Below are 24216 nucleotides of genomic sequence, written 5' to 3' on the forward strand. Positions count from 1 at the left end.
AGAGAAGGTGAGATTAAAATGAGTCTAGTTAAAAAAGGTGCTGCTCTATTAATGGTAGCAACAATGGCATTATCTAGTGCTGCTTGTTCAAATAGTAAAACAGAAGGAAAACCTGAAGCACAGGCGAAAGTAGCACCAGTTGAAAAAAATGGTGATAAAACTGTAATTCGTTTTTGGCACGCGATGGGTGGAAAAACACAAGGGGTATTAGATGGGCTTGTTGCGGACTATAATAAGTCACAAAATAAATACGAGATAAAGCCAGAGTTCCAAGGGACATATGAAGAGTCTTTAACGAAATTTAAAACGATGTCTGCTACGAAAGAAGCGCCAGCTCTTGTTCAGTCGAGTGAAATTACAACAAAATATATGATTGATAGTAAAAAGATTACGCCAATTGATAGTTGGATAAAAAAAGATAAGTACGATACTTCAAAGTTGGAAAAAGCAATTACAAATTATTATTCAGTTGATGGAAAAATGTATTCTATGCCATTTAATTCATCTACACCAGTATTAATTTATAATAAAGATGCTTTCGCAAAGGCGGGCTTAGATCCAGAGAAAGCTCCAAAAACATATGCGGAATTGCAAGAAGCAGCGAAAAAGTTAACGATTAAAGAAGGCGGAAATGTAAAACAATATGGATTTTCAATGCTGAATTATGGTTGGTTCTTTGAGGAATTGTTAGCGACACAAGGCGCTTTATATGTAGATAATGAAAATGGTCGTAAAGATGCTGCAAAGAAAGCTGTATTTAACGGTAAAGAAGGACAGAAAGTATTTGGGATGCTAGATGAGTTAAATAAAGCTGGTGCACTAGGAAAGTATGGAGCAAGTTGGGATGATATTCGTGCCGCGTTCCAGTCTGGACAAGTTGCTATGTATTTAGATTCTTCAGCTGGTGTTCGCGACTTAATTGATGCATCTAAGTTTAATATAGGCGTGTCATATATTCCATATCCAGAGGATTCGAAACAAAATGGTGTTGTTATTGGAGGAGCATCATTATGGATGACGAATATGGTTTCAGAAGAAACACAACAAGGTGCTTGGGACTTTATGAAATATTTAACGAAGTCAGACGTACAAGCAAAATGGCATACTGCAACAGGTTATTTCTCTATTAATCCAGATGCATATAATGAACCATTAGTAAAAGAGCAATATGAAAAATATCCACAGTTAAAAGTAACAGTAGATCAATTGCAAGCGACGAAACAATCTCCAGCAACACAAGGTGCTTTAATTAGTGTATTCCCAGAATCACGAGATGCAGTTGTAAAAGCATTAGAAGCAATGTATGACGGAAAGAATAGTAAAGAAGCGTTAGATGAAGCTGCCAAAGCGACAGATAGAGCAATTAGCATTTCAGCTCGTACGAGTCAAAAATAAGAGAAAGCCGTATCCGAAAAAGGATACGGCTTTCTTTAGGAGATAAGGGATCAAAAAAATGAAGAAGTCTTATCTCTTTTATATGAGTAAAGGGTCTAGAATGAATCTTGTCCTTTTCATTATTTGTTTAACTCCATTGCAACTTGTTTGCCATTTACGAAAACCTCTGCCACTGCTACTAAAACTTCCATCACTTTTTTCATTTCTCATCTCTCCTTGTTTTTTGTTTCATTTCTTACTTTTAGTATAAGGAAATATAGCAATTGCAACTATCGAATTGAATGACAAGAGACTTACATTGTTGTAAGGATAATCGTTGTATCTGTAATAAATACGGTTTTAAAATACAATTCTGAAGTTTCTGTCGTTTTGAATTATAATTAGAAAGAGGGGTGATAATATGAAAAGAATTCTTGTTATTAGTGATATTCATGGCGAAATAGAAAAGTTCGAACAGTTATTAGAAGAAGCTCAATACGATGCAAAAAAGGATCAACTAATTTTATTAGGGGATTATGTAGATCGTGGTCCAAATGCACGTGCAGTAATTGAAAGGGTAAAAGAGTTAAAAGAAGATGGAGCCCTCGTTCTAAAGGGAAATCATGAAGATATGATGATTAAGGCGTTAACGACTGATGAGGAACGTTCATGGAACCATTGGGTAAAAAGGAATGGTGGAGATAAGACATTATATAGCTATGGATTTGTAGAAGAAGATATTGTAGTTAATGAGGAAGACTTCCAAAAACCAATTTTACAATCGCATGTTTTAGAAGATCATGTAAAGTTTATTCAAGAATTAAATCATTACATTGAAACAGAAGAGTACATATTTGTACATGCTGGTGTTGAGCCTATGAAACGAGTTTCTGAATGTGAACCATATACGTTAATGTGGATCCGTAATGAGTTTCATAATGGATATAGTGGCGAAAAGGTTGTTGTATTTGGCCATACGGAAACAAAAACGCTTCACGGTAGTGAGAATTGTGGCGTGTATTTTGGTAGTAATCGAATTATTGGAATTGATGGCGGGGCTGTGTATGGTGGTCAGCTAAATTGTTTGGAATTGCCAAGTAAAAAGGTATATGTAGTAAAAAATTGAAAGAGATAAGGGAAATCTTATTTCTTTCAATTTTTTATTAAGCTAAATTTAAGAAAGAGTCTTTATAATTAATCTTTAAAATTCTGTATCAAGAAAAAGTGTAGAAAGAACGAATTAAAAATGAAGTTACAAAATATAATGATATTCTTTTGTTAGGAAAAGCAGGAATGTGATTATAAATAGAATCGAACGATATGGTGGAAGGTGAGAATATGCGCTTACTCGTAGTAGAAGATAATGCTTCGTTATTAGAGTCTATCGTACAAATTTTGCGTGATGAATTTGAAGTAGATACAGCATTGAATGGAGAAGAGGGATTATTTCTAGCGTTACAAAATATATATGATGCAATTTTGCTTGATGTGATGATGCCAGAGATGGATGGTTTTGAAGTAATTCAAAGAATACGTGATGAAAAGATTGAAACACCAGTCCTGTTTTTAACAGCGAGAGATTCTTTAGAAGATCGGGTGAAGGGATTGGACTTTGGTGGAGATGACTATATCGTTAAGCCATTTCAGGCCCCTGAATTAAAAGCGAGAATTCGTGCTTTACTACGCAGAAGTGGTAGTTTAACAACAAAGCAGACTATTCGATATAAAGGGATTGAACTGTTCGGAAAAGATAAAGATGTTCAAGTAGATGGACAAAGTATGAAGCTAACATTAAAACAATATGAGCTTCTAGAGTACCTTATTCAAAATAGCGGAAAGATTTTAATGAGGGAACAAATTTTTGATCGTGTTTGGGGATTTGATTCAGATACGACAGTGGCAATTGTAGAAGTGTATGTACATCATTTACGTAAAAAATTAGAGCCATTCGGTTATCAGAAAGATATTCAAACCGTTCGAGGTATTGGATATATATTAAAAGAACAATGAAAAAGGGAAGTATGTTTCAGAAGACGCGTATTCGATTGACTATATTGAATTCATTAGTATTTATCATTTTGATAGGCGTATTAGGTAGTATCATTTATTCTTACACATATAAGCGTATTTATAGTGGAGTAAATGAATCGATAGAAAAAGCCGTTCAACATAGAAAGAATGCAGATGATAAAAAACTACCTAAAAAAATTAGAGGCTATCCTCCAATTGGGGATCCAAGGATAATGGAGTTAACTTGGCTTGGAAACACGGTGGAGATAGATATTGAAAACGGCAAACGTCGTTTTATTTTTGAAGACAATTTGGAGAAGTTTTCTCCAAAGAAATTAGGAACTTTGCAAGATATAGAAGTGCAAGGACTATATTTTAGGACGTTTGCATTTCAACAAGATGGAAAAATAGTTCAAATCGTACGCGATATAACAGCTGAAGAAGAAATGTTAAATACTTTATTTTTAATTCTTACTATAGGTTGTAGCATAGGAAGCCTCTGTGCAATCGGTATCGGCTTTTTCCTAGCTGGTAGGGCACTCGTACCTATTCAAAATTCATGGGAAAAACAGCAGCAATTCGTTTCTGATGCATCACATGAACTAAGGACACCGCTTGCAGTTATTCAATCAAAAACAGATGTTTTATTCCAGTCACCATCCGCTACGATAGAAGAAAAAGCGATGGATATTTCTACAATTTCAAAAGAATGTAGGCGGTTATCAAAACTCGTTAGTAATTTATTATTGCTAGCACGTTCTGATTCTAATCAAATTGAGATGGATAAGAAAACATTTGAACTCGATAAATTGTTAGAGGAAATAGTAGCTCCATATAAGGAGATTGCTTCTTATCAAGAAAAAGAAATGATACTAAAAGTAGAACGTGGCGTATCTTTTATGGGTGATAGAGAGCGGATTCATCAAATGATGGTCATACTGTTAGATAATGCGATGAAGTATACGAACGAAGGCGGGCAGATTCAAATCAATTGCACGCAAACGAGTAGTTCAATTCGTATACAGGTGAAAGATGACGGGATAGGAGTGAAAGAAGAAGATATTCCGAAATTATTTGATCGTTTTTATCAAGGGGATAAAGCAAGAAGTACGTCAGAAGGAGCTGGATTAGGTCTTTCAATCGCAAATTGGATTGTAGAAAAACATTACGGAAAAATATCAGTAGAGAGCAAATGGGAAGAGGGCACTTGTTTTGAAGTGATTTTCCCTAAACACCAAAGAATATAAGTGAGAAGACGATCTTGTTTTTACAAGGTCGTCTTTTTTTAAGGGAAAGTTAAGAAACTATTTTTAACATGTATTATATACAGAAAAGTTCGCCCTATAAAAAGAAGCGATTATAAAAAGGTATTTGAGTAGATTATATCGATCATAATGTTATTTCGATTATGAATAGGGAATGATGGAAAAGAAAGTGTAAGAGGGAGGAATTAATTTTGAAAAAGAAAATGATGATGGTATTCACTATTGGAGTAATGAGTTTAAGTATATTAGGGGGTGCCTCTCCTTCTGAAACATCAAAAGGAAAGACAGATTACACACAGCGCAGCAAAGAACAATTAAACAATGGAAAGATACATGCTGTGCATACAGAAGAAAAGGCGGAGAATTTAGGGATTGAAACGGCAGGGAAAGAACAAATTACGCTAGAAAAAGAAATCCATGAGACGGAAGTAGGAAGAGAAGCAGAACAGTTAGGAATTTCGATTGAAGGAAAAGATGTTGGAACTCTTTCAGAAGAAATCTATGAAACAAAAGTGAAGCAAGAAGCGTTAAAGCTAGGCATATCAATAGAAAATACATCAATTGTAAATTTGATTACTCAAATTAATACGATTAAAATTAACGATGAAGCGGATAAATTAGGTATTTCGACAAATGGAAAAGAAATAGAGGACATTGCAGAAGAAATCTATGGAACGAAAGTAAGAGAGGAAGCAGGCAAGTTAGGTATTTCACCAAAAGGAAAAGAGATAGAAGTGTTAGCGCAAGAAGTATACGAACAAAAAGTACAGGAAGAAGCAAAAGAATATCATATCGATTTGTATGGGAAAGATATATATCAAGTATTAAGCGAAATTAATGAACAAAAAGTGTTACAAATGGCAGATGAGCTTAATATGGATAAAACGAATAGGAACGTTCAAGAATTAGCAGAAAAAATAAAAAAGGATCAGCCTGAAAAAGGAAAAGAACTAAATTTTGTACCAGTGATTCGAACGGATGCGGACGCGTTTTATTCTTATTTAACGAACTAAAAAGGGCGTGAAAGTGATACGGAAGTTTAAGTGGTATATAGGTATGGCTTTACTCGTTATAGCAGTATGGGGGATCTATACAAATGGAATTACAAAGTATGTGGAGAAATTAACATTCTTCAATATGAAAAGTGGAAAACAAGTAGAGTTTAATCGTGATGAAAAGGTCATTTTATCAAATGTACCTTTCATTCAGCAGTTACCAGAGTTAGATAGAGGCTGTGAAGTGACGAGCTTAGCGATGATGTTACAATACGCAGGTATTACAGTGGATAAGATGAAATTAGCAAACGAAATAAAGAAAGTTGATTTTATGAACGATGGTGTACGTGGGAATCCGAATGAAGGATTTGTAGGAAATATTTATACCTTTTCTGAATCAGGATATGGTGTATATCATGGACCACTTTTTCAATTAGCGAAAAAGTATTTACCTAACAAAGCTGTGGACTTAACAGGGAAGAGTATAGAAGAGCTTTATAAGAGTGTAAAATCAGGACAACCGGTAGTCATGATTACGAATGCAACATTTGCGCCATTAGATAAAGATGAATTTACTACATGGGAAACAAATAGTGGAGATGTTTCTATTACGTATAATGAACATTGTGTAGTACTTATTGGATATGATAAGGAGTTTGTATATATTCGAGATCCTCTAAGTGATAGCTTAGATGTAAAAGTACCGAGAGAAAGTTTTGAAAAGGCATGGGTGCAAATGGGTAGTCAGGCGATTAGTTACATATAAGATGGGTAAATAAAAGGAAGGAGGCTGAAACAGCCTCCTTCCTTTTATTTATTTTCTGTTGCATTGATTACAAACTGATCATAATATTTTTCATTCACGTATATATTTAATACCCATAATCCAGATGAAGGTAGTGACATAGTGAGTGGGAGTTCGGTTGTAGTAGAATCAATTGTATTTGAAGTAGTCCAAGTTGGTTTAGAAGTTTCTTGTTGAAAGAGTACGGGTGTTGGGGTTACTGATCCTTGTTTTAGTGCAATAATAGATAGTTTTCCAGTTGGCATTTCAGGATCTAAAAAGTACCACATCATTTCATTTTTTTCATTTGCGATAATAGGGCTATCAGCCAGTGCGATTTTTTCTTCGATACCTTTTAAAGGTGTTTTTTCTTGTATGAAGGAGGGTGTTTCTTCCCAATTTACATCTTTTAAAACGCTAAGATGAAAGAAGGAAGGTGCATTAACTTGGGTGGATGACGTGGCGATAGCTTCTTTTTTAGGTGCTTCTGAATCAGGCTGCAATTGCGAGCATCCAGTGATGAGAAAGGAGAAAAGTAGCATAGTTCCAATTTTTTTCATGGTGTCACACTCCTAATTTTTACTGTTAGTGTAATTGTATTTGCCAGAAAGAGGGACAATTCCTTTAAAGTATAAAAAGAGGTCGTAAGTTTTGTACGACCTCTTTTGACATTTTTTATATTTGTTCAGTTGAAAAGGTTGGTTCTCGTTCTTTTTGAGGCATCGTTAAGAAAATAACAGAAAGAACGATACATACGCCGCCTAGTAATTGATACGCTCCAAATGATTCATTTAGCCAAGCGATTGAAACGATAGCTGCTACAAGTGGTTCAATGCTAGATAAAATGCTCGTTTCTGTTGCTGCTAAATATTTCAGACTACCGATATAAAGAAGGAAAGAAAGAGTGCCACTTATAATGATAAGGATAAGCATAGAAAAAGTTTTTGGTGTAAAGGTTTGTGAAAGTTGACTCCATCCAAACGAGCGATTAAAAATAAGCAGAGCGATGCCGCCGATTAGCATCCCCCAGCCAATTACTATGGTTGTTCCGCATTCTTTAATAAGAGAAGCTGGATGGAGGGTATAAAATGCAAATCCAATTGCTGTTAATAGGCCAAAAATAATGGCTTCTTTCGATAAAACAATATTTTCAATTGAACCGTTTGTAATAATAAAGTACGTTCCCGTTAGTGCAGTAATAATTGCGAGTAGTTGCATAGAAGCAGGGAATTTTCTTTGTCCAAATGCGACATAAATGGTAATAAAAACAGGACCTAGAAATTGAAATAATGTCGCTGTGACCGCATTACTAATATGAACTGTTTCGATAAAGGCATATTGCGCACCGAGCATGCCGAGAATAGAGAAAATAATAAGTTGTATAGAATGTCTAGAGTGTTTCCAAATTTGAAATATGTTTTGTTTCTTTATAAGTAAAAAAGATAAAATAAATAATCCCGCAAGCAACAAGCGAATTGTTAAAAAATCAATTGATGATACGTTAGTATGTTGAAATAGCCACTGAATCATCGGACCAGATAATCCCCATAAGGTAGCTCCTGTAATAATCATAATGAGTCCAATCCGTCTACTATTGTTCATAATCATGCATCTCCTCTCGAGTATTTGATTTTTTATGTGTGACATGATAAAAGGAATTATATATAACTTCTGGTACTGTAAAAAGTATCAGATTTTAGTTTTATTAAGGGGTCAGATATTATGTTAGAATTAACGCCTAATTTAAATATGAATAGTAAAAAGGCATTGTACGTGCAATTGTATGAGTATATAAAAAAAGAGATTAAGGATGGAACGATTTCCGCTTTTACAAAATTACCCGCAAAGAGAAAGCTGGCGAGCTATTTACAAGTGAGTAAGAATACAATAGAAGCGGCTTACGAGCAATTACTTGCAGAAGGTTATATTGAGTCGATATCAAGAAAAGGTTATTTTGTATGTAAATTTGAACAAATGATGGATGTAGAAGGAAGCGAAGCGAAAGTAGAAGAAGTATCGTTTCGGGAGGAGAACTATACATTTGATTTCACACAAACAGGGGTTGATACAAAAACTTTTCCGTTCACTATGTACCGCAAGCTTATAAATGATGTATGGCAGCCGCGTAATAATGATTTACTTTTTCTTGGACACCCTCAAGGAGAATTAAGCTTACGAGAGGAAATTGCGAACTATTTGTATGAATCTAGAGGTGTACGTTGTTCAGCTAGTCAAATTGTATTAGGTGCGGGAACACAAATATTAGTGAAGTTACTTTTTCAATTGTTGAAGGGAAGTAATTACGCTGTTGAAAATCCAGGGTACCATAGGAAAATGGTCGTTTTTGAACAGGGAGAAAAGAAGGTTCAAATGTTGTCTTTAGATAGGGACGGCATTTGTATGGCAGATTTAGAAAATAGCACTGCAAATGTTGTATTTGTAACTCCTTCTCATCAGTTTCCATATGGAATGATTATGCCTATTACGAGAAGGACGCAGCTTTTACAATGGGCAAAGAAAGAAGAAGATAGGTATATTATTGAAGATGATTACGATAGTGAATTTCGTTATTCAGGAAAGCCAATTCCGGCACTACAAGGGTTAGATACAGATGGGAAAGTTATTTATATGGGGACGTTATCAAAAGCTTTGTTGCCCTCATTACGGATGAGCTATATAGTATTACCGAAGAATTTAATTAAAAAGTATCAAAAAGAATATTTATTTTATACACAAAGTGTTTCAAGAATGGATCAAGAAGTGATTAGAAAGTTTTTACATGAAGGTTATTGGGAAAAACATATTCATAAAATGCGTGTCGTCTACCGGAAAAAGAGGGATCGACTTGTTTTTGAAATAGAGAAGTATTTCTCTAATCATGTTGAAGTGATAGGAGAAGATTCGGGATTACACATTTTATTAAAAGTACATAATGGAATGCGAGAAGAAGAACTCATTCAAGAAGCTGCAAAATATAGTATTAAAATATATCCTGTTTCTACGTACTATAAAGACGGTACTGCACCTGAAAATGTCGTTTTACTTGGGTTTGCGATCTTATCAGAAGAAGAAATTGCGCAAGCGATTCAACTATTAAATACAGCGTGGTTTAGAAAAAAGTAAAAAAACATCCTCATACATGAGAGGATGTTTTTTATTATTTATTTTCGTCTAAGAATAAGACCATATGCTCTTCGTCCCAATATTGTCCGTTATATTTTAATGAACGTTCTTGTACACCGAATGTTTTAAATCCTAATGATTCATAAAGTTTTTTTGCTCCATCGTTGCCAACAACAACATCAAGCATAACTTGTTCCACCTCTAAAGATTTAGCAAGCTCAAGACATTCTTTAATAAGTGCTTTCCCTGCTCCAAGTCCGCGTGCTTTTGGAGATACATATACAGAACCGATTTTAGCTTTATGTTCTTGTTTTACATATGGTTTCGTTTCCAGCGTTGCAACCCCGATTAATTTTCCATCTTTGAATGCGCCTAGCGTATAGTTTTCATCTTGTGCTAATTTTTGTGCTTTATATTCAATCGCACACTCTTTATTAATAATATCTTCATAAGAAGAGCTGAAAGCCTCAGGGTTTTGCTTTAATCCTTCTACACGAAGTTCTAAGTAAATTTCCGCTTCGTCTTTTGTTAATACATGGATATCCAATTATATCACCCTCCAAATCTTTGACAAATGTATCTTTATTTTATATTGAAATAAGAATAATTTCAAAAGCTTAGCTTATATAAGCTGATTTTATGAACAAAATAACACCAGTAGTTTTTACTATTACTGGTGTTTTCACACACATATTATTCAAAAGGTAGCTCAATTATAAAGGTAGTTCCTACCCCTAATTTGCTTGTTACTAGAATGGCACCGTTATGCAATTCCACAATTTCTTTAGCAACAGCTAGCCCGATACCTTTTCCCCCAGTAGCTCTCGTTCTAGATTTATCAACACGATAAAAACGATCGAAAATATGCGGAATATCTTCTTCAGGAATACCTTCACCTTCATCTTGTACACTTATTGTAAAAGAATTTGTTTCAGCGAGTACGCGTATCGTAATAGTAGTGTTTTCTAGTGAGTGTTGATAAGCATTGTGTAATAAATTTAACATAACTTGTTCCATACGTCTTTCGTCTATGCAAACTCCTAAATCGTCTTTGCAATATACATGGAGTTGCATTTGTTTGTTAGTTAATGTTGTTTTTGTTTTTTCAACCATTCGCTCTAAAAAAGGCCTAAGAAGCACTTTTTGTTTTTTTATAACAAATTGGTGTTGTTCTAATTGTACAAGCATAAATAAATCTTGAACGAGATCAGTTACACTATCTGTTTCATCCTCAATGATTTGTAAGTATTCTTCTCGCTCTTCTTTCGTTAAAGTGTCTCTCTTTGCCACTTTCGCATAACCTTTCATATAGGTTAATGGAGTTAATAATTCATGAGCAACACTAGCGAGAAACTCACCTCTTTCTTTTTTCATGTAAGTCAGTTCACTGGATAAATCTTCAATCGTTTTTGCTAAGCTTCCAAGTTCATCATTCCGTTTAATACCTAATTGAATTGGCTTATTTAATTTTGACATTTTTTCTGTTGCCCTCTTCATTTTGATGAGCGGTTCTGTAATAACACGAGAAAAAATAAAGACAGAAATAGTCGTTAAAATAATCGTCAAAACACTAATAATAAGAAATTGCTTCATGAGTTTAAGTAACATGTTTTCTAAGAAAGATGTTTTTAATAACATATATAACTTTCCTTGAAACTTTGTTGTGTTAAGTGGGCTTACTGTGGTGATGAATTTTGATTTTTTCCAGTTTCTTTCAACGATTAATCCGCTTTCTGGGACAGATTCTGTTTTACAAGTAAGTTGTTTTTGCATTTCTTTTGTTACGGGTTCTGAGGTGGAAATAATTTTGCCGTTATGGTCAGTAATAATAATAGCTATATCGGAGTTAGAAATTGATTCCGATTCAACTAAGTGTGCAGCCGCATTCGCAATATCGAACTCGGGGTACACGGGGCGTTTAGGATTTTTATTATGTTCAGTGTGTTGCATTTCTTTATAATATTCATCCCGTCTCTCGCGGTTTTTAATTTTTTTACTATAGCGATTACCTTTTTCTAAAAGAGCGAGTGTTTCCTCTTCAATGCGCATTTTAGAAATACTTTTGTAAAAAGATACGAAAGCAATCGTTTCAATGCATAAAGCTAATATTAAAAAGTATGTCCCGATTTTAAGTGAAAGTTTACTCATTTTCTCACCATACCTTATTCATAATAAAGGGTCAGTGGTATACTAGTTTCCACTGACCGAAGTGATTATTCACTTTTCCATTTATATCCGACCTTATAAACAGTTTCTAAGTAATTTTCAACTGGAAATCCTTTTTTCCGTAATTTATCGCGGATATTGCGAATATGTGAATCGATTGTTCTATATTCAATGTCTGTTTCATAACCCCAAATTTTTTCGATTAAATCATCTCGGCTATAAGCACGGTTTGTATTTTGTAAAAATAGTCCAAGTAACGAAAATTCGATAGGAGTCAGTGAGATTTTTTCGTCATACACTGTGACAGTATGTTTCGTTTTATCCCACTCAATACCATTGAAGCTAACAAATCCATCTTTCTTTGTACGGCGTAATATAGCCTCAATTCGTGCAACTAATACATGCTCATCAAATGGTTTTGTAATATAGTCATCTGCGCCGATCGTAAGGCCTTTTACCATATCGTAATTTTGATTACGAGCTGTTAGCATAATGATTGGAACGTTGGAAATTTGACGAATTTGATAGCAAGTATCCCATCCATCCATATTCGGCATCATTACATCTAACAAAACAATATCGAAGTCTTTTTGTTCTATTAACTTTAGTGCTTCAAGGCCAGAGGTAGCTTTCATACAAAAATAGCCACGAGGACTTAAGAACAGATCTAATAATCGTAACATACGTTCTTCATCGTCTACTAATAAAATTTTTACCATAATCTTGTGCACCCCAAACTGTTCATTCTACTTGTATAGTTTACATGAAAATGATAAAAAACTCTTTTTATGTGATTGAGTGGAAGAGTGATTTCTCGCTCAGAGTAATTGACATAAAAAATGCACTAGTTTTGCACAACTATTTTTTATAATAGAAAACGTAGCGACACAAAATACCCTATGTTGCGACATAACGTCATGTCATTTTATTTATAAAATGACAATTCCATTCTATTGTGTATGTGAGATAGAGAGGGTTTTCGTATTCACCTCGCATCGGATAAGAAAAATTTCCTATCTCACACTTTTTTTAAAAGGAGATCATACACATGAATCCAAAAGAAGAAATTTCAAAAAAAGAAAAGCAAGATCGTAATACGGTTGTCATGTGCGTTGCCGTATCTATGGTTATTATTATAAGTTGTGTAAATAAAATTTTGGGGATTTTATAATATAAAAAAAGCTTATTGCTTCTTAAGAAGCAATAAGCTTTTTTCGTTGTTAGGGGGAGTATTTTTATATAATAAACCAAGGTAAAATTGCTAATCCAGAAGTTACAATTGCTGTAGTAAATATTAAAAGCATAGCTCGTTTGTTTTGTTTCATGTCACATTCTCCTCTACATATCAAGTACATGCGATCAGCGTGGGATGTAGTTCCCCACTGAGTAAAGTTTCACTTTATATTTTTAGTATAATGAATGGAAAGGTTTGGTACGATCGATAAAGGTGACATGAAGATTACATTGTTGTAATGAAAAAAGCATCTTTCTTAATAAAAAGATGCTTTTGGAAAACTAGATTGAAGTATTAATCATTTAAGAATAGAACCATATGTTCTTCGTCCCAATATTGACCGTTATGTTTTAATGAACGCTCTTGTACGCCGTAAGTTTGGAAACCTAATGACTCATATAATTTTTTTGCTGCATCGTTACCAACTACAACATCGAGCATAAGTTGTTCTACATGTAATTTATCGGCATTTTCAATAATTGCTTTAATAAGAGCTCGTCCTGCTCCAAGGCCACGTGCTTTAGGGGAAACAAAAACGGAACCGATTTTTGCTTTATGTTCTTGTTTAATGAAAGGCTTTGTTTCTAAAGTAGCAATGCCGATTAAATCGTTATCTTTGAAGACACCTAGAGTATACTTATCCGGATTGCTTAATCGTTTTGCCATAGCAGCTACAGGATCCTCATGTTTAAGAACATCTTCATAAGAAGAGCTAAAAGCTTCCGGGTTCTTCGTTAAACCTTCCATACAAACTTTTAAATATATTTCTGCGTCCTCTGTCGTTAATAAGCGAATTTCCATCGTTGTAACCTCCTTGGTCGATTTCAAATAAAGTGAACCTTTTATAAGATTGTGTATGTGTTTTGTGAGCAGTCTCTTTTAATTTGTAAAAGAATGAAAAGATATATGCTACAATGTTTTGTTTTTTAATATGTAATGAAATTATATATTAACTTTATTAACTATTCAAGTGTTTAATATATTACATTTTTATAACTAAAATAACTCCTCGATTGAGGAGTTATTTTAGTTATTCGATTGATAACCATCAATTCGATGTGGATGCGTGTAAATATTACAAGAGTCATTTCTAATAAATCCTACGACTGTAATGCCTAAATCGTGAGCGAGTTGCAATGCTAGTTTTGTTGGAGCGGATTTAGATAGAACAATTTCACATCCGATTTTTGAAACTTTGAGTAAAATTTCGGATGAAATACGCCCGCTAAATGCAATGATTTTTCCTTTAACAGATATATCGTTGCGTAAACAATGTCCATATATTTTATCTAATGCATTATGTCTTCCAATATCCATTCTTGATAGGAGGATATTGTTTCGATCACATAGCGCGGTATTGTGAACACCGCCGGTTTGGCGAAAGGTAGTAGAAGATTGTTGTAAAGTATTCATTAAGTAAAAGCATTCTTCAGGAGTAATTTTTATATGTATATCATGTAAATCTTTTGCTTTTGCTGCATCGTTAGCGAAAATAAAACCTTGTCTACCTTTTCCGCAGCAGGAAGTGATGTATCGTTTATTATATAAATTTTGATAGAGCGGATTTATTTTTGATGATGTTACATGGACAATTCCGTTATCTTTTTGAACCCATAGTTCTTCAATATCTTTATAGGAAGAAATAATCCCCTCAGAAATTAAAAAACCAATTACCATATCTTCAATATAATTTGGTGTACATACGACTGTTACATATTCTTCACCATTCAATTTAATAGTAATAGGAGATTCTGTAACAATCTCATCAGTTTGTTTTGAAAATGTACCAGAGTGATAGCGTACAATTGTATAACTCTCTTGCGTAGGTCCCATATGAAATTCCCCTTTTATATGTATTTTCTCCCACATTCATCATAAAACATTGAAAAAATAAAAACATCTATTAGAAGGAAGGTATCAGATTATTTTGGTTATTATTGTATATATACGATATAATAGAAATGTAGAATAGTGAAATTTTCAAGCTTTCGTAGTGATACCTTATAAACATCTAGAATCGACTTCATAAGAAAAGTATTTAGGCAGGGCGTTTCAAAAATATGTACAGTAATTCATTTGTGAAAACGGATTCACAAGTGTGTTGTACAGTTGGTTGTAAGGAGAGGGGAAACTATGGCAGAACAGACAGTCCGTGTAACCGTAGATGGTAAAGAATTTTCAGCATCAGGTGAAAAGACGATACTACAATTATTTAACGAGAGTAATTTGGAACATCCTCAAATTTGTCATGTACCAGAAGTAGATCCAATTCAAACTTGTGATACGTGTATTGTAGAAGTAGATGGGAAGTTAATGCGTGCTTGTTCAACGCAAATAGAGAATGGTATGCATATTGAAAGACAGTCACAGCGTGCGAAAGAGGCGCAGACTGAGGCGATGGATCGAATATTAGAGAATCATTTATTGTATTGTACCGTATGTGATAACAATAACGGTAATTGTAAGGTTCATAATACAGTACATATGATGGGAATTGAAGAACAGAAATATCCGTATGAGCCGAAAGTAAGTGCTTGTGAAGTGGATATGTCACATCCGTTTTATCGGTATGATCCAAATCAATGTATTGCTTGTGGACAGTGTGTAGAAGTATGTCAAAACCTACAGGTTAATGAAACGATATCGATAGACTGGAGCTTAGATCGTCCGCGTGTTATATGGGATCATGGTGTAAGTATAAATGACTCATCTTGTGTAAGTTGCGGGCAGTGTGTAACAGTATGTCCATGTAATGCGTTAATGGAAAAATCAATGTTAGGTGAAGCTGGATTCATGACAGGATTAAAACCAGATGTGTTAGATCCGATGATTGATTTTGTAAAGGATGTAGAGCCTGGATATAGTAGTATTTTAGCGGTTTCAGAAGTAGAGGCTGCGATGCGTAAGACGAAAGTGAATAAAACAAAAACAGTTTGTACATTTTGTGGTGTCGGTTGTTCATTCGAAGTATGGACGAAAGATCGCCATATATTAAAAGTGCAACCTGTTTCAGATGCACCGGTTAATGGTATTTCCACATGTGTAAAAGGTAAATTTGGATGGGACTTTGTAAATAGTGAAGATCGAATTACGAAGCCATTAATTCGCCAAGGAGATATGTTTGTTGAAGCTTCATGGGAAGAAGCGTTAGAAGTTGTTGCTTCTAACATGCAACATATTAAATCAGAATACGGCAGCGATGCATTTGGATTTATTTCTTCTTCGAAAGTAACGAATGAAGAAAATTATCTTATGCAAAAACTAGCTCGTCAAATATATGGAACAAATAATGTAGATAACTGCTCGCGTTATTGCCAATCTCCAGCAACAGATGGTTTATTTAAAACTGTCGGTATGGGCGGCGATGCTGGAACAGTGAAAGATATAGCTGAAGCAGGCCTTGTCATTATCGTTGGTGCGAATCCAACAGAAGGACATCCTGTACTCGCGACGCGTGTAAAACGTGCTCATAAATTACACGAGCAAAAACTGATTGTAGCAGATCTTCGTAAACATGAAATGGCAGAGCGTGCGGATTTATTTATTCATCCGCGCCAAGGTACAGATTACGTATGGCTTGCTGGTATTACGAAATATATTATTGATCAAGATTGGCATGATAAAAAGTTCATAGCTGAAAATGTGAAGAACTTTGATGAATATAGCACAATGTTAGAAAAGTATACGCTTGATTATACAGAAGAAATTACGGGAATTTCGAAAGAAAACCTGAAAGCAATGGCTCGTATGGTATATGAAGCAGATGGAACTTGTATACTTTGGGGAATGGGTGTAACGCAAAATACAGGAGGAAGTACAACATCTGCTGCCATTTCCAATTTACTGCTTGTTACGGGGAACTATCGTCGTCCTGGTGCAGGCGCATATCCATTACGAGGTCATAATAACGTACAAGGTGCTTGTGATATGGCGACATTACCAAACTGGCTTCCAGGTTATCAAGCAGTATCGGATGATACGCTTCGTGCTAAGTTTGAAAAAGCATACGGCACAACGATTCCGAAAGCACCAGGATTAAATAATATCGCAATGTTACTTGCGGCAGAAGAAGGAAAACTACGTGGTATGTATGTCATGGGGGAAGAAATGGCTTTAGTCGATTCCAATGCGAACCATGTGCAACATATTTTAGCGAATTTAGACTTCCTCGTTGTTCAAGATATGTTCTTATCAAAAACAGCTCGTTTTGCTGATGTTATTTTACCAGCGGCACCAAGCTTAGAAAAAGAAGGAACGTTTACGAATACAGAGCGACGTATTCAAAGATTATATGAAGTATTAAAACCACTAGGTGATTCAAAACCAGATTGGTGGATTTTACAAAAAGTTGCTCGTGCACTCGGTGGGGATTGGAATTACGAAAGTCCAAGTGAAATTATGGACGAAATCGCATCGCTTGCACCGTTATACTCTCAAGCAACGTACGATCGTCTAGAAGGATGGAATAGTTTATGTTGGGGTAGTCATGATGGTAGTGATACACCGCTATTATATGTAGACGGATTTAACTTCCCAGATAAACTAGCTCGTTTATCATTAGATGAATGGGTACCACCAGTTGTAGCGCCAGATGAGTATGATTTACTTTTAAATAATGGACGTATGCTAGAACATTTCCATGAAGGGAATATGACGAATAAGTCGGCTGGTATTTTATCTAAAGTATCTGAAGTGTTCGTTGAAATTTCACCTGAGCTTGCTATAGAGCGCAATGTGAAAGATGGTGGTCTTGTAGAATTAGCATCACCATTTGGCAAAATTAAAGTACAAGCGCTTATTACTGAGCGTGTAACGGGGAAAGAGCTATACTTACCGATGCATGCAACGATAAATGAAGAAGCGATCAATATTTTAACTGGGACGGCAACAGACCTTTATACGTGTACACCGGCGTACAAACAAACGATGGTGAAAATGCGTGTATTACGTGAAAAAGGAAATCGTCCGTTACCATCTTCAAACCCGCGAGATAAAAAGCGTAATCCGCAAAATGGTGTTGAAATCGAGCAAAAATGGCAAAGAAAACAATACGTATCACTCGTGGACTAGGGGGCGGAGATAGTGGCGAAAGAGATTACTTTAATTAAAAAGAAAGTTGTAACAGAGGAAGAACAGAAACAGCAAGTAGCAGATGAACTTCTAAATGAGCTATCTAATAATCGTGAAGCAGTAGAAGAAACGATGCAGCTGTTAGCGCAGTTACAGAAGGCTGGAATATTAGATGCGGCGATTAGTTTACTTGCTGCTAAGGAAGATGTTTCAAAAATCGCTGTGGAGCAATTAAATCGTGAACCAGTTAAAAATGCACTTAACAACATGATGGGGGCGGGGGAAGCACTGTCCTCAGTTGACCCAGAAGTAACAAAGCAAATCACATCGAGTTTAGTCACTGGATTGCAATTTGCAACAGATGAATTAAAGAGTGGTAAAAAAACAAAAGTGATGGACTTCTTTAAAGTGTTAAAAGATCCAGATATCAATAGAGCCATCACATTCGGATTTAGCTTCTTGAAAGCATTTGGACAAGGGTTAGAGAAAAAATAGAGTAAGTGAAAAGTGATGGGAAGTAGCCATCACTTTTTTCATTGTATGTATAAGAGTGTTCATGTTAAGCGGAATATATTATTATTAAAGGGATGGGTTAGAAATGGAAATGTGGAATCCATCTCAAATATCGTTTTAGAATGTGGAGGAATATATGCAACACCGTAAAAGACTATCTATACCAGGAGTAATGAGACATTCCTTTCAAACTGTTAGATTTGCCTTTTGGAATGTGTTAACATTCCAACTTGCTTATAAATTGTTAGCAGCGATTGTGTTTATCCCGCTTTTCGGTATTATTTTCAATAAGTTGTTGTACTTTGGTGGGTATGCAAACGCAACAAATGATGAGTTATTAGCATTTTTGAAAACACCATACGGGATTTTGGCGATCGTAATTTTATCTATATTGGCATTGTTCCTGATCTTTACAGAGTTTGCAGTACTTATTATCATTTCGTACTTCGCTCATAAAAGGCAGAAGGTGAGATTACGTCCGATTTTATATAAAACAGTAACGTATTTACCTTCTCTGTTTACATATTGCTTACCTGGCTTTGTTTTGTATGCAGTTGTACTATTACCACTATTAAGTATGGGATATAAATCTGCATTGATTCCTGAAATTCAAATTCCTAATTTTATTACAGGTGAACTATTTAAGACAACAATGGGGCAAGTTGGATATTATACTTTCTTTGCTGTAGTTGCCTATTTGAACCTTCGTTGGATTTTTGTTTTACCTATTATCGTTTTAGAGGAGAAGCCGTTCCGTACGGCAGCACGCAAAAGCGCAAACTTAGTAAAAGAAAGCTTCTTTAAAGTTTTGTTCTTTTTAGTAGGTTTTTTCATATCTGTAGGAATTGTTTTTCTTTTATGTGTAGGAGTTTATTTACTTTGTCTGTGGGGAGTATATGAATTTACAAACCCAGAAGGGACATTTGCACTACTAGCAGAGTCAACTATTTCAGTTTTCCTAACAAGTACATTGTATCTATTTAGCTTTATTATGACACCGTTCTATATTATGGCGTTAACAAGATTGTATTTACAAAAGGTTCCAGTCGAAGATGTTTTATTAGAAGAAGGATTAGATTATTCAAAGACGAAGGCAGATAAATGTTTCTTCCAAAAACATCGTTGGAAATTTATTGGTGTATATATTGTAGGAATTATTACGGCGGGAATGGTTGTTGCTTTCATTGTGACCTTTATTACAAACACATATAAAGAACCGATTATTATGGCTCATCGCGGTTATATTTCAAAAGGTGTAGAAAATACGAAAGAAGCTGTGCAGGGAGCTATTGATGCGAAAGCAGACTACGCTGAAATAGATGTATTACAAACAAAAGACGGTGAACTAGCAGTTATACATGATTTGAAGTTGAAACGTCTTGCCAATGCTAACGTTCATGTTTCGGATTTAACGATGGAAGAGTTAAGGCAGCTTACCCTTAGTCAAGATGGTTTTTCAGGACAAATCAGTACGCTGGATGAAATCATTAAGTTGGCAAAGGGTAAAATCAAACTCAATATTGAAGTGAAGCTTCATGGGGGCGAAAAAGACTTTGTAAACAAAGTATTAAAAACGATTAAAGATAATGAATTTGAGAAGCAATGTGTTATTCAAACGTTACATTATCCGCTTATAAAAGAGTTTAAGCGTGCAAATCCAAATATAAAAGTAGGATATATATTATATGCAAGTAGAGCTCACTTAAAGAATGTAAAGGCTGATTTTTATGTAGCGGAAGAATACATGTTAAATAAGAAATTAGTAAAAGAAGCAAGGAAGTTAAATAAACCAATTTACGTATGGACGGTAAATGATATGGAAAGTTTAAAGGGATATTATAAATTGAACGTAGATGGTATCATTACCGATTATCCTGAATCGGCACGTGAAACAATTAAGATGTTAAAAGAGCAAGAAGAGGAAGAAAGTGATCTGTTTGATAAAATTACGGAAACAACAGATGATTTATTTTCCAAGTTATTTATAAGTTATCCAGCTGCTAGTTAAATGCTAGCAGCTGTTTTTTTAGGGAAAGAATATATCTCTAAAGTATTGTTTAAACTTATAACTGTATATGTATACGGCATCATTGGTATTTCTTACATTGTTACATTATTGTCGAATAATAAATGATTGCTGCTTATTTTAAAGGAGTATAATAAAAATAGAGTGATAGATAATGAGATGGAACAACGAGGCTAATAGAATCAATGTTTTATATATTTACACTATTCTAAATATATAAACTTTAAAAATATGGTATGTTAGCGTTTTCATAACTTTTAAGTTATGCTAGAATAAGGACATAAGTTATTAATTATTACAAAAAGAAAAAAGACTTTCTTTTTTCTGTTAATTATAAGGGGGCATTTCATTATGCGTATTGGGGTACCAGCAGAAATTAAAAACAACGAAAACCGTGTGGCAATGACACCAGCAGGTGTTGTACATTTAATTCGTAACAATCACGAAGTATTCATTCAAAAGGGTGCAGGTTTAGGATCTGGTTTCACAGATGCTCAGTATGTTGAAGCGGGAGCGAAAATTGTTGATACAGCTGAAGAAGCTTGGAACATGGAAATGGTTATGAAAGTTAAGGAACCAATTGAAAGCGAATACAAACACTTCAGCGAAGGTTTAATTTTATTCACATACTTACACTTAGCTCCAGAACCAGAATTAACAAAAGCATTAATCGAAAAGAAAGTTGTTTCTATTGCATATGAAACAGTACAATTAGAAAACCGTTCTCTACCATTACTTGCACCTATGAGTGAAGTAGCTGGTCGTATGGCTGCACAAATTGGTGCACAATTCCTTGAGAAGAACAAAGGCGGTAAAGGAATTTTACTTGCAGGTGTTCCAGGGGTTAAACGTGGTAAAGTAACAATCATCGGTGGTGGACAAGCTGGTACAAATGCTGCTAAAATTGCAGTTGGACTAGGTGCGGATGTAACAATCATCGACTTAAGTGCAGAACGTCTTCGTCAATTAGATGACATTTTCGGAAACCAAGTAAAAACTTTAATGTCTAATCCGTACAATATTGCAGAAGCTGTAAAAGAGTCTGATCTTGTAATCGGTGCAGTATTAATCCCAGGTGCAAAAGCGCCAAAACTTGTAACAGAAGAAATGATTAAATCAATGGAACCAGGTTCTGTTGTTGTAGATATCGCGATTGACCAAGGTGGTATTTTCGAAACAACTGACCGTATTACAACTCATGATAACCCAACTTACGAAAAACACGGCGTTGTTCATTATGCAGTTGCAAACATGCCAGGTGCGGTTCCACGTACATCAACTCTTGCATTAACAAACGTAACAGTACCATACGCAGTACAAATTGCTAACAAAGGCTACAAAGAAGCTTGCTTAGGCAACTCTGCATTACTAAAAGGTATTAACACATTAGATGGCTATGTAACATTCGAAGCAGTTGCAGAAGCTCACGGTGTAGAGTACAAAGGTGCTAAAGAATTATTAGAAGCAGAAACAGTATCTTGCTAATACAAGCATTATACAAAACAAAATCGAACAATATATAAACCAACATGATAAGAGCTAAGAGTGAATATCTCTTAGCTCTTCTTGGCAAAAGGGGGCATACATCGTGGCCAACCTATTTAAAAAGAAATCCGTTACGCAATTGTTAGGGGAAAGTAAAAGTAAAACTTTAACGAAAACGCTAGGGGCATTTGACCTAACAATGCTAGGGATTGGTGCGATAATTGGTACAGGAGTACTAGTATTAACAGGATTAGTAGCAGCAAGAGATGCTGGTCCAGCAGTTATCTTTTCATTCATGATTGCAGCGATTGTTTGTGGATTTGCAGCGTTGTGTTATGCAGAAGTTGCATCTACACTTCCGGTTTCAGGTAGTGTGTACACATATTCATATGCGACAATTGGTGAGTTTATTGCCCATCTAATGGGATGGACATTACTATCTGTATATGTCGTAACAACTGCCGCAGTAGCTGGTGGATGGACAGGTTATTTTAATAACTTAGTGAGTGGATTCGGATTAGAAATTCCAACAGAGTTGTTAAAGATTCCATCACAAGGTGGGATCGTGAATTTACCAGCAGTAGTCATTACATTAGTTTTAACTTGGTTACTATCAAGAGGTACGAAAGAAAGTAAGCGTGTGAATAACATAATGGTATTAATTAAAATTGGTATTGTTATTTTATTCATTGCAGTTGGTGCGTTTTACGTACAACCAGAAAACTGGACACCATTTGCACCATACGGTATTAGCGGAATCTTTGCCGGCGGAGCAGCAGTATTCTTTGCTTTCTTAGGATTTGATGCATTAGCAACTTCTGCTGAAGAAGTAAAAAATCCACAACGTGATTTACCGATTGGTATTATTGCTTCATTAGTTATTTGTACAATTATTTATGTTGTAGTATGTCTCGTTATGACAGGTATGGTTTCTTATAAAGAATTAGATGTACCAGAAGCTATGGCATATGTATTAGAAGTTGTAGGACAAGATAAAGTAGCGGGTGTAATCGCAGTTGGAGCTGTAATTGGTATTATGGCTGTAATCTTTGCTTACATTTATGCAACGACACGTGTATTCTTCGCGATGAGCCGTGACGGTTTATTACCAAAATCATTTGCGAAAATTAATAAGAAAACAGAAGCGCCAGTATTCTCAACTTGGTTAACAGGTATTGGTAGTGCTTTAATTGCTGGATTTATCGATTTAAAAGAATTGTCGAATTTAGCGAATATTGGAGCATTGTTAACATTTGCGATGGTAGGTGTGTCAGTTATTATTCTTCGTAAAACACATCCGAACTTAAAACGTGGCTTTATGGTACCACTTGTACCAACGCTACCGCTTATTTCAATCGCATGTTGTCTATTCTTAATGTTTAACCTACCATTAACAACATGGATCTACTTCGGTATTTGGTTAGCAATTGGAGTAGTTGTATACTTTGTTTATTCGAAAAAACATAGTCATTTAAAAGACGATGGAAGTTCGCAGGATAATTTAGAACAAGCTAATTAAAAGCTTAGTTAAAAGGGATATAAGTATAGTAAGCCTTGTGCGTCTAGGGAACGCGCAAGGCTTTTTCTTTTGTGTAAAGTGTATATTCTTTTTTGTATGAGAATGTAATGGATGCGGAAAATATGTGTAGATCTTTTTAAAATGTGAACGAAATGTTCAAAAAAATGTATGAGATTTCATTGACACATATGAATGGACGCTCATATAATAAAGGTATAAGATATATGAATGATTGTTCATATGTTCAAATAAAGAGGTGAGCTATAATGGCTGGAAATAAAGTAGAAACACCACAAGAGACATGTTCTCAAACGATAATTCATGAAGAAGTTGTTGATCAAGTAAAACAAACAATTCCAACGGATGAAAGTTTAAGTAAAGTAGCAGAATTATTTAAAGTATTAGGTGATCGTACACGTACAAGAATATTACATGCGTTATTTGAAGCTGAAATGTGTGTTTGTGATTTAGCGTATTTATTAGGAATGACACAATCATCTATTTCACATCAGCTTCGTGTGTTAAAGCAAGCGAAACTTGTAAAGAATCGTAAAGAAGGAAAGGTCGTTTATTATTCGTTAGCTGACCAACACGTAATTCATATCTTCGAGCAAGCGTTTGAACACGTAAACGAGGAAGAATAAATAGAACG

21 protein-coding genes are annotated in these 24216 nt (G+C 34.9%); 14 read left to right on the forward strand and 7 right to left on the reverse strand.

The window, feature by feature from the left end; genetic code table 11:
* The first annotated feature begins 18 nt into the window (after positions 1-18).
* The 6 genes from ACTFR9_RS21705 to ACTFR9_RS21730 all read left to right on the forward strand — a co-directional run bounded on the left by ACTFR9_RS21705 (position 19) and on the right by ACTFR9_RS21730 (position 6410).
* Positions 19-1395 (forward strand): ABC transporter substrate-binding protein, encoded by a 1377-nt coding sequence (locus ACTFR9_RS21705; protein ID WP_000060603.1) that lies wholly within the window; start codon positions 19-21, stop codon positions 1393-1395.
* Positions 1396-1795: 400 nt separating this feature from the next.
* A complete protein-coding gene (locus ACTFR9_RS21710) occupies positions 1796-2500 on the forward strand; it encodes a metallophosphoesterase family protein (protein ID WP_073536206.1) in 705 nt (234 codons plus the stop codon).
* A gap of 212 nt (positions 2501-2712) precedes the next feature.
* The gene (locus tag ACTFR9_RS21715) at positions 2713-3384 is read left to right on the forward strand and encodes a response regulator transcription factor (protein WP_048558074.1); all 672 of its coding nucleotides are present in this window, start codon (positions 2713-2715) and stop codon (positions 3382-3384) included.
* An 11-nt stretch (positions 3385-3395) separates the two neighbouring features.
* Entirely contained in the window at positions 3396-4631 is a 1236-nt protein-coding gene (locus tag ACTFR9_RS21720) for a sensor histidine kinase (RefSeq protein WP_374877236.1), read from the forward strand.
* Between the two features lie 209 nt (positions 4632-4840).
* Positions 4841-5662, forward strand: coding sequence for a hypothetical protein (locus tag ACTFR9_RS21725; RefSeq protein ID WP_000728570.1), 822 nt, complete (start codon positions 4841-4843; stop codon positions 5660-5662).
* A gap of 13 nt (positions 5663-5675) precedes the next feature.
* Positions 5676-6410, forward strand: a complete 735-nt coding sequence (locus ACTFR9_RS21730; RefSeq protein ID WP_002163756.1) for a C39 family peptidase — start codon at positions 5676-5678, stop codon at positions 6408-6410.
* Positions 6411-6454: 44 nt separating this feature from the next.
* Here ACTFR9_RS21730 and ACTFR9_RS21735 read toward each other — a convergent pair whose 3' ends face one another.
* Positions 6455-6988: a DUF4871 domain-containing protein gene (locus ACTFR9_RS21735; RefSeq protein ID WP_000719663.1), complete on the reverse strand. Its 534-nt coding sequence runs from the start codon at positions 6986-6988 to the stop codon at positions 6455-6457.
* Positions 6989-7103: 115 nt separating this feature from the next.
* Positions 7104-8030, reverse strand: coding sequence for a DMT family transporter (locus ACTFR9_RS21740; protein ID WP_001066056.1), 927 nt, complete (start codon positions 8028-8030; stop codon positions 7104-7106).
* Between the two features lie 120 nt (positions 8031-8150).
* Between ACTFR9_RS21740 and pdxR the strand changes: the two genes are divergently transcribed.
* Positions 8151-9551, forward strand: coding sequence for a MocR-like pyridoxine biosynthesis transcription factor PdxR (gene pdxR / locus ACTFR9_RS21745; protein WP_000891903.1), 1401 nt, complete (start codon positions 8151-8153; stop codon positions 9549-9551).
* Between the two features lie 34 nt (positions 9552-9585).
* On the opposite strand, the gene ACTFR9_RS21750 is transcribed toward pdxR, so the two are convergent.
* The 3 genes from ACTFR9_RS21750 to ACTFR9_RS21760 all read right to left on the reverse strand — a co-directional run bounded on the left by ACTFR9_RS21750 (position 9586) and on the right by ACTFR9_RS21760 (position 12436).
* On the reverse strand, positions 9586-10098 hold the full coding sequence (locus ACTFR9_RS21750) for a GNAT family N-acetyltransferase (protein WP_000351212.1): 513 nt from the start codon (positions 10096-10098) through the stop codon (positions 9586-9588).
* A 146-nt stretch (positions 10099-10244) separates the two neighbouring features.
* A complete protein-coding gene (locus ACTFR9_RS21755; RefSeq protein WP_073536209.1) occupies positions 10245-11699 on the reverse strand; it encodes a sensor histidine kinase in 1455 nt (484 codons plus the stop codon).
* 65 nt (positions 11700-11764) lie between these two features.
* Complete coding sequence (locus ACTFR9_RS21760) at positions 11765-12436, reverse strand: response regulator transcription factor (RefSeq protein WP_000238954.1); 672 nt, start codon at positions 12434-12436, stop codon at positions 11765-11767.
* A gap of 329 nt (positions 12437-12765) precedes the next feature.
* Here ACTFR9_RS21760 and ACTFR9_RS21765 point away from each other — a divergent pair, with 329 nt between their 5' ends.
* On the forward strand, positions 12766-12888 hold the full coding sequence (locus ACTFR9_RS21765) for a hypothetical protein (RefSeq protein ID WP_001068392.1): 123 nt from the start codon (positions 12766-12768) through the stop codon (positions 12886-12888).
* A 357-nt stretch (positions 12889-13245) separates the two neighbouring features.
* Here ACTFR9_RS21765 and ACTFR9_RS21770 read toward each other — a convergent pair whose 3' ends face one another.
* Together ACTFR9_RS21770 and fdhD are read right to left on the reverse strand one after the other, a co-directional pair.
* On the reverse strand, positions 13246-13752 hold the full coding sequence (locus tag ACTFR9_RS21770) for a GNAT family N-acetyltransferase (protein ID WP_000405875.1): 507 nt from the start codon (positions 13750-13752) through the stop codon (positions 13246-13248).
* Positions 13753-13977: 225 nt separating this feature from the next.
* The gene (gene fdhD / locus ACTFR9_RS21775) at positions 13978-14784 is read right to left on the reverse strand and encodes a formate dehydrogenase accessory sulfurtransferase FdhD (RefSeq protein WP_000529212.1); all 807 of its coding nucleotides are present in this window, start codon (positions 14782-14784) and stop codon (positions 13978-13980) included.
* A 300-nt stretch (positions 14785-15084) separates the two neighbouring features.
* Between fdhD and fdhF the strand changes: the two genes are divergently transcribed.
* The 6 genes from fdhF (at position 15085) to ACTFR9_RS21805 (ending at position 24208) form a co-directional block, all read left to right on the forward strand.
* A complete protein-coding gene (gene fdhF / locus ACTFR9_RS21780; RefSeq protein ID WP_061185199.1) occupies positions 15085-18021 on the forward strand; it encodes a formate dehydrogenase subunit alpha in 2937 nt (978 codons plus the stop codon).
* A gap of 12 nt (positions 18022-18033) precedes the next feature.
* Positions 18034-18516, forward strand: coding sequence for a DUF1641 domain-containing protein (locus tag ACTFR9_RS21785; protein ID WP_001040528.1), 483 nt, complete (start codon positions 18034-18036; stop codon positions 18514-18516).
* A 154-nt stretch (positions 18517-18670) separates the two neighbouring features.
* Positions 18671-20542, forward strand: a complete 1872-nt coding sequence (locus tag ACTFR9_RS21790; protein WP_001164743.1) for a glycerophosphoryl diester phosphodiesterase membrane domain-containing protein — start codon at positions 18671-18673, stop codon at positions 20540-20542.
* A gap of 369 nt (positions 20543-20911) precedes the next feature.
* Positions 20912-22045 carry an alanine dehydrogenase gene (ald, locus tag ACTFR9_RS21795; protein WP_001219742.1) on the forward strand — a complete coding sequence of 378 codons (1134 nt, stop codon included), beginning with the start codon at positions 20912-20914 and terminating at the stop codon, positions 22043-22045.
* Between the two features lie 103 nt (positions 22046-22148).
* Positions 22149-23564 (forward strand): amino acid permease, encoded by a 1416-nt coding sequence (locus ACTFR9_RS21800; protein WP_001284877.1) that lies wholly within the window; start codon positions 22149-22151, stop codon positions 23562-23564.
* Between the two features lie 266 nt (positions 23565-23830).
* A complete protein-coding gene (locus ACTFR9_RS21805; protein ID WP_000918377.1) occupies positions 23831-24208 on the forward strand; it encodes an ArsR/SmtB family transcription factor in 378 nt (125 codons plus the stop codon).
* Positions 24209-24216: the final 8 nt, after the last annotated feature.

The sequence above is a fragment of the Bacillus cereus group sp. MYBK222-1 genome, assembly GCF_051916425.1.
In the GTDB taxonomy this organism is placed as follows: domain Bacteria; phylum Bacillota; class Bacilli; order Bacillales; family Bacillaceae_G; genus Bacillus_A; species Bacillus_A paranthracis.

Bases quoted from the DNA above. Each gene is read 5' to 3' on its own strand.
- ACTFR9_RS21760 (WP_000238954.1), bottom strand. From the start codon at position 12,436: ATGGTAAAAATTTTATTAGTAGACGATGAAGAACGTATGTTACGATTA.
- ACTFR9_RS21805 (WP_000918377.1), top strand. From the start codon at position 23,831: ATGGCTGGAAATAAAGTAGAAACACCACAAGAGACATGTTCTCAAACG.
- ACTFR9_RS21735 (WP_000719663.1), bottom strand. From the start codon at position 6,988: ATGAAAAAAATTGGAACTATGCTACTTTTCTCCTTTCTCATCACTGGA.
- fdhF (WP_061185199.1), top strand. From the start codon at position 15,085: ATGGCAGAACAGACAGTCCGTGTAACCGTAGATGGTAAAGAATTTTCA.
- ACTFR9_RS21715 (WP_048558074.1), top strand. From the start codon at position 2,713: ATGCGCTTACTCGTAGTAGAAGATAATGCTTCGTTATTAGAGTCTATC.
- ACTFR9_RS21720 (WP_374877236.1), top strand. From the start codon at position 3,396: ATGTTTCAGAAGACGCGTATTCGATTGACTATATTGAATTCATTAGTA.
- ald (WP_001219742.1), top strand. From the start codon at position 20,912: ATGCGTATTGGGGTACCAGCAGAAATTAAAAACAACGAAAACCGTGTG.
- ACTFR9_RS21740 (WP_001066056.1), bottom strand. From the start codon at position 8,030: ATGAACAATAGTAGACGGATTGGACTCATTATGATTATTACAGGAGCT.
- ACTFR9_RS21790 (WP_001164743.1), top strand. From the start codon at position 18,671: ATGCAACACCGTAAAAGACTATCTATACCAGGAGTAATGAGACATTCC.
- fdhD (WP_000529212.1), bottom strand. From the start codon at position 14,784: ATGGGACCTACGCAAGAGAGTTATACAATTGTACGCTATCACTCTGGT.
- ACTFR9_RS21755 (WP_073536209.1), bottom strand. From the start codon at position 11,699: ATGAGTAAACTTTCACTTAAAATCGGGACATACTTTTTAATATTAGCT.
- ACTFR9_RS21765 (WP_001068392.1), top strand. From the start codon at position 12,766: ATGAATCCAAAAGAAGAAATTTCAAAAAAAGAAAAGCAAGATCGTAAT.
- ACTFR9_RS21710 (WP_073536206.1), top strand. From the start codon at position 1,796: ATGAAAAGAATTCTTGTTATTAGTGATATTCATGGCGAAATAGAAAAG.
- ACTFR9_RS21705 (WP_000060603.1), top strand. From the start codon at position 19: ATGAGTCTAGTTAAAAAAGGTGCTGCTCTATTAATGGTAGCAACAATG.
- ACTFR9_RS21770 (WP_000405875.1), bottom strand. From the start codon at position 13,752: ATGGAAATTCGCTTATTAACGACAGAGGACGCAGAAATATATTTAAAA.
- pdxR (WP_000891903.1), top strand. From the start codon at position 8,151: ATGTTAGAATTAACGCCTAATTTAAATATGAATAGTAAAAAGGCATTG.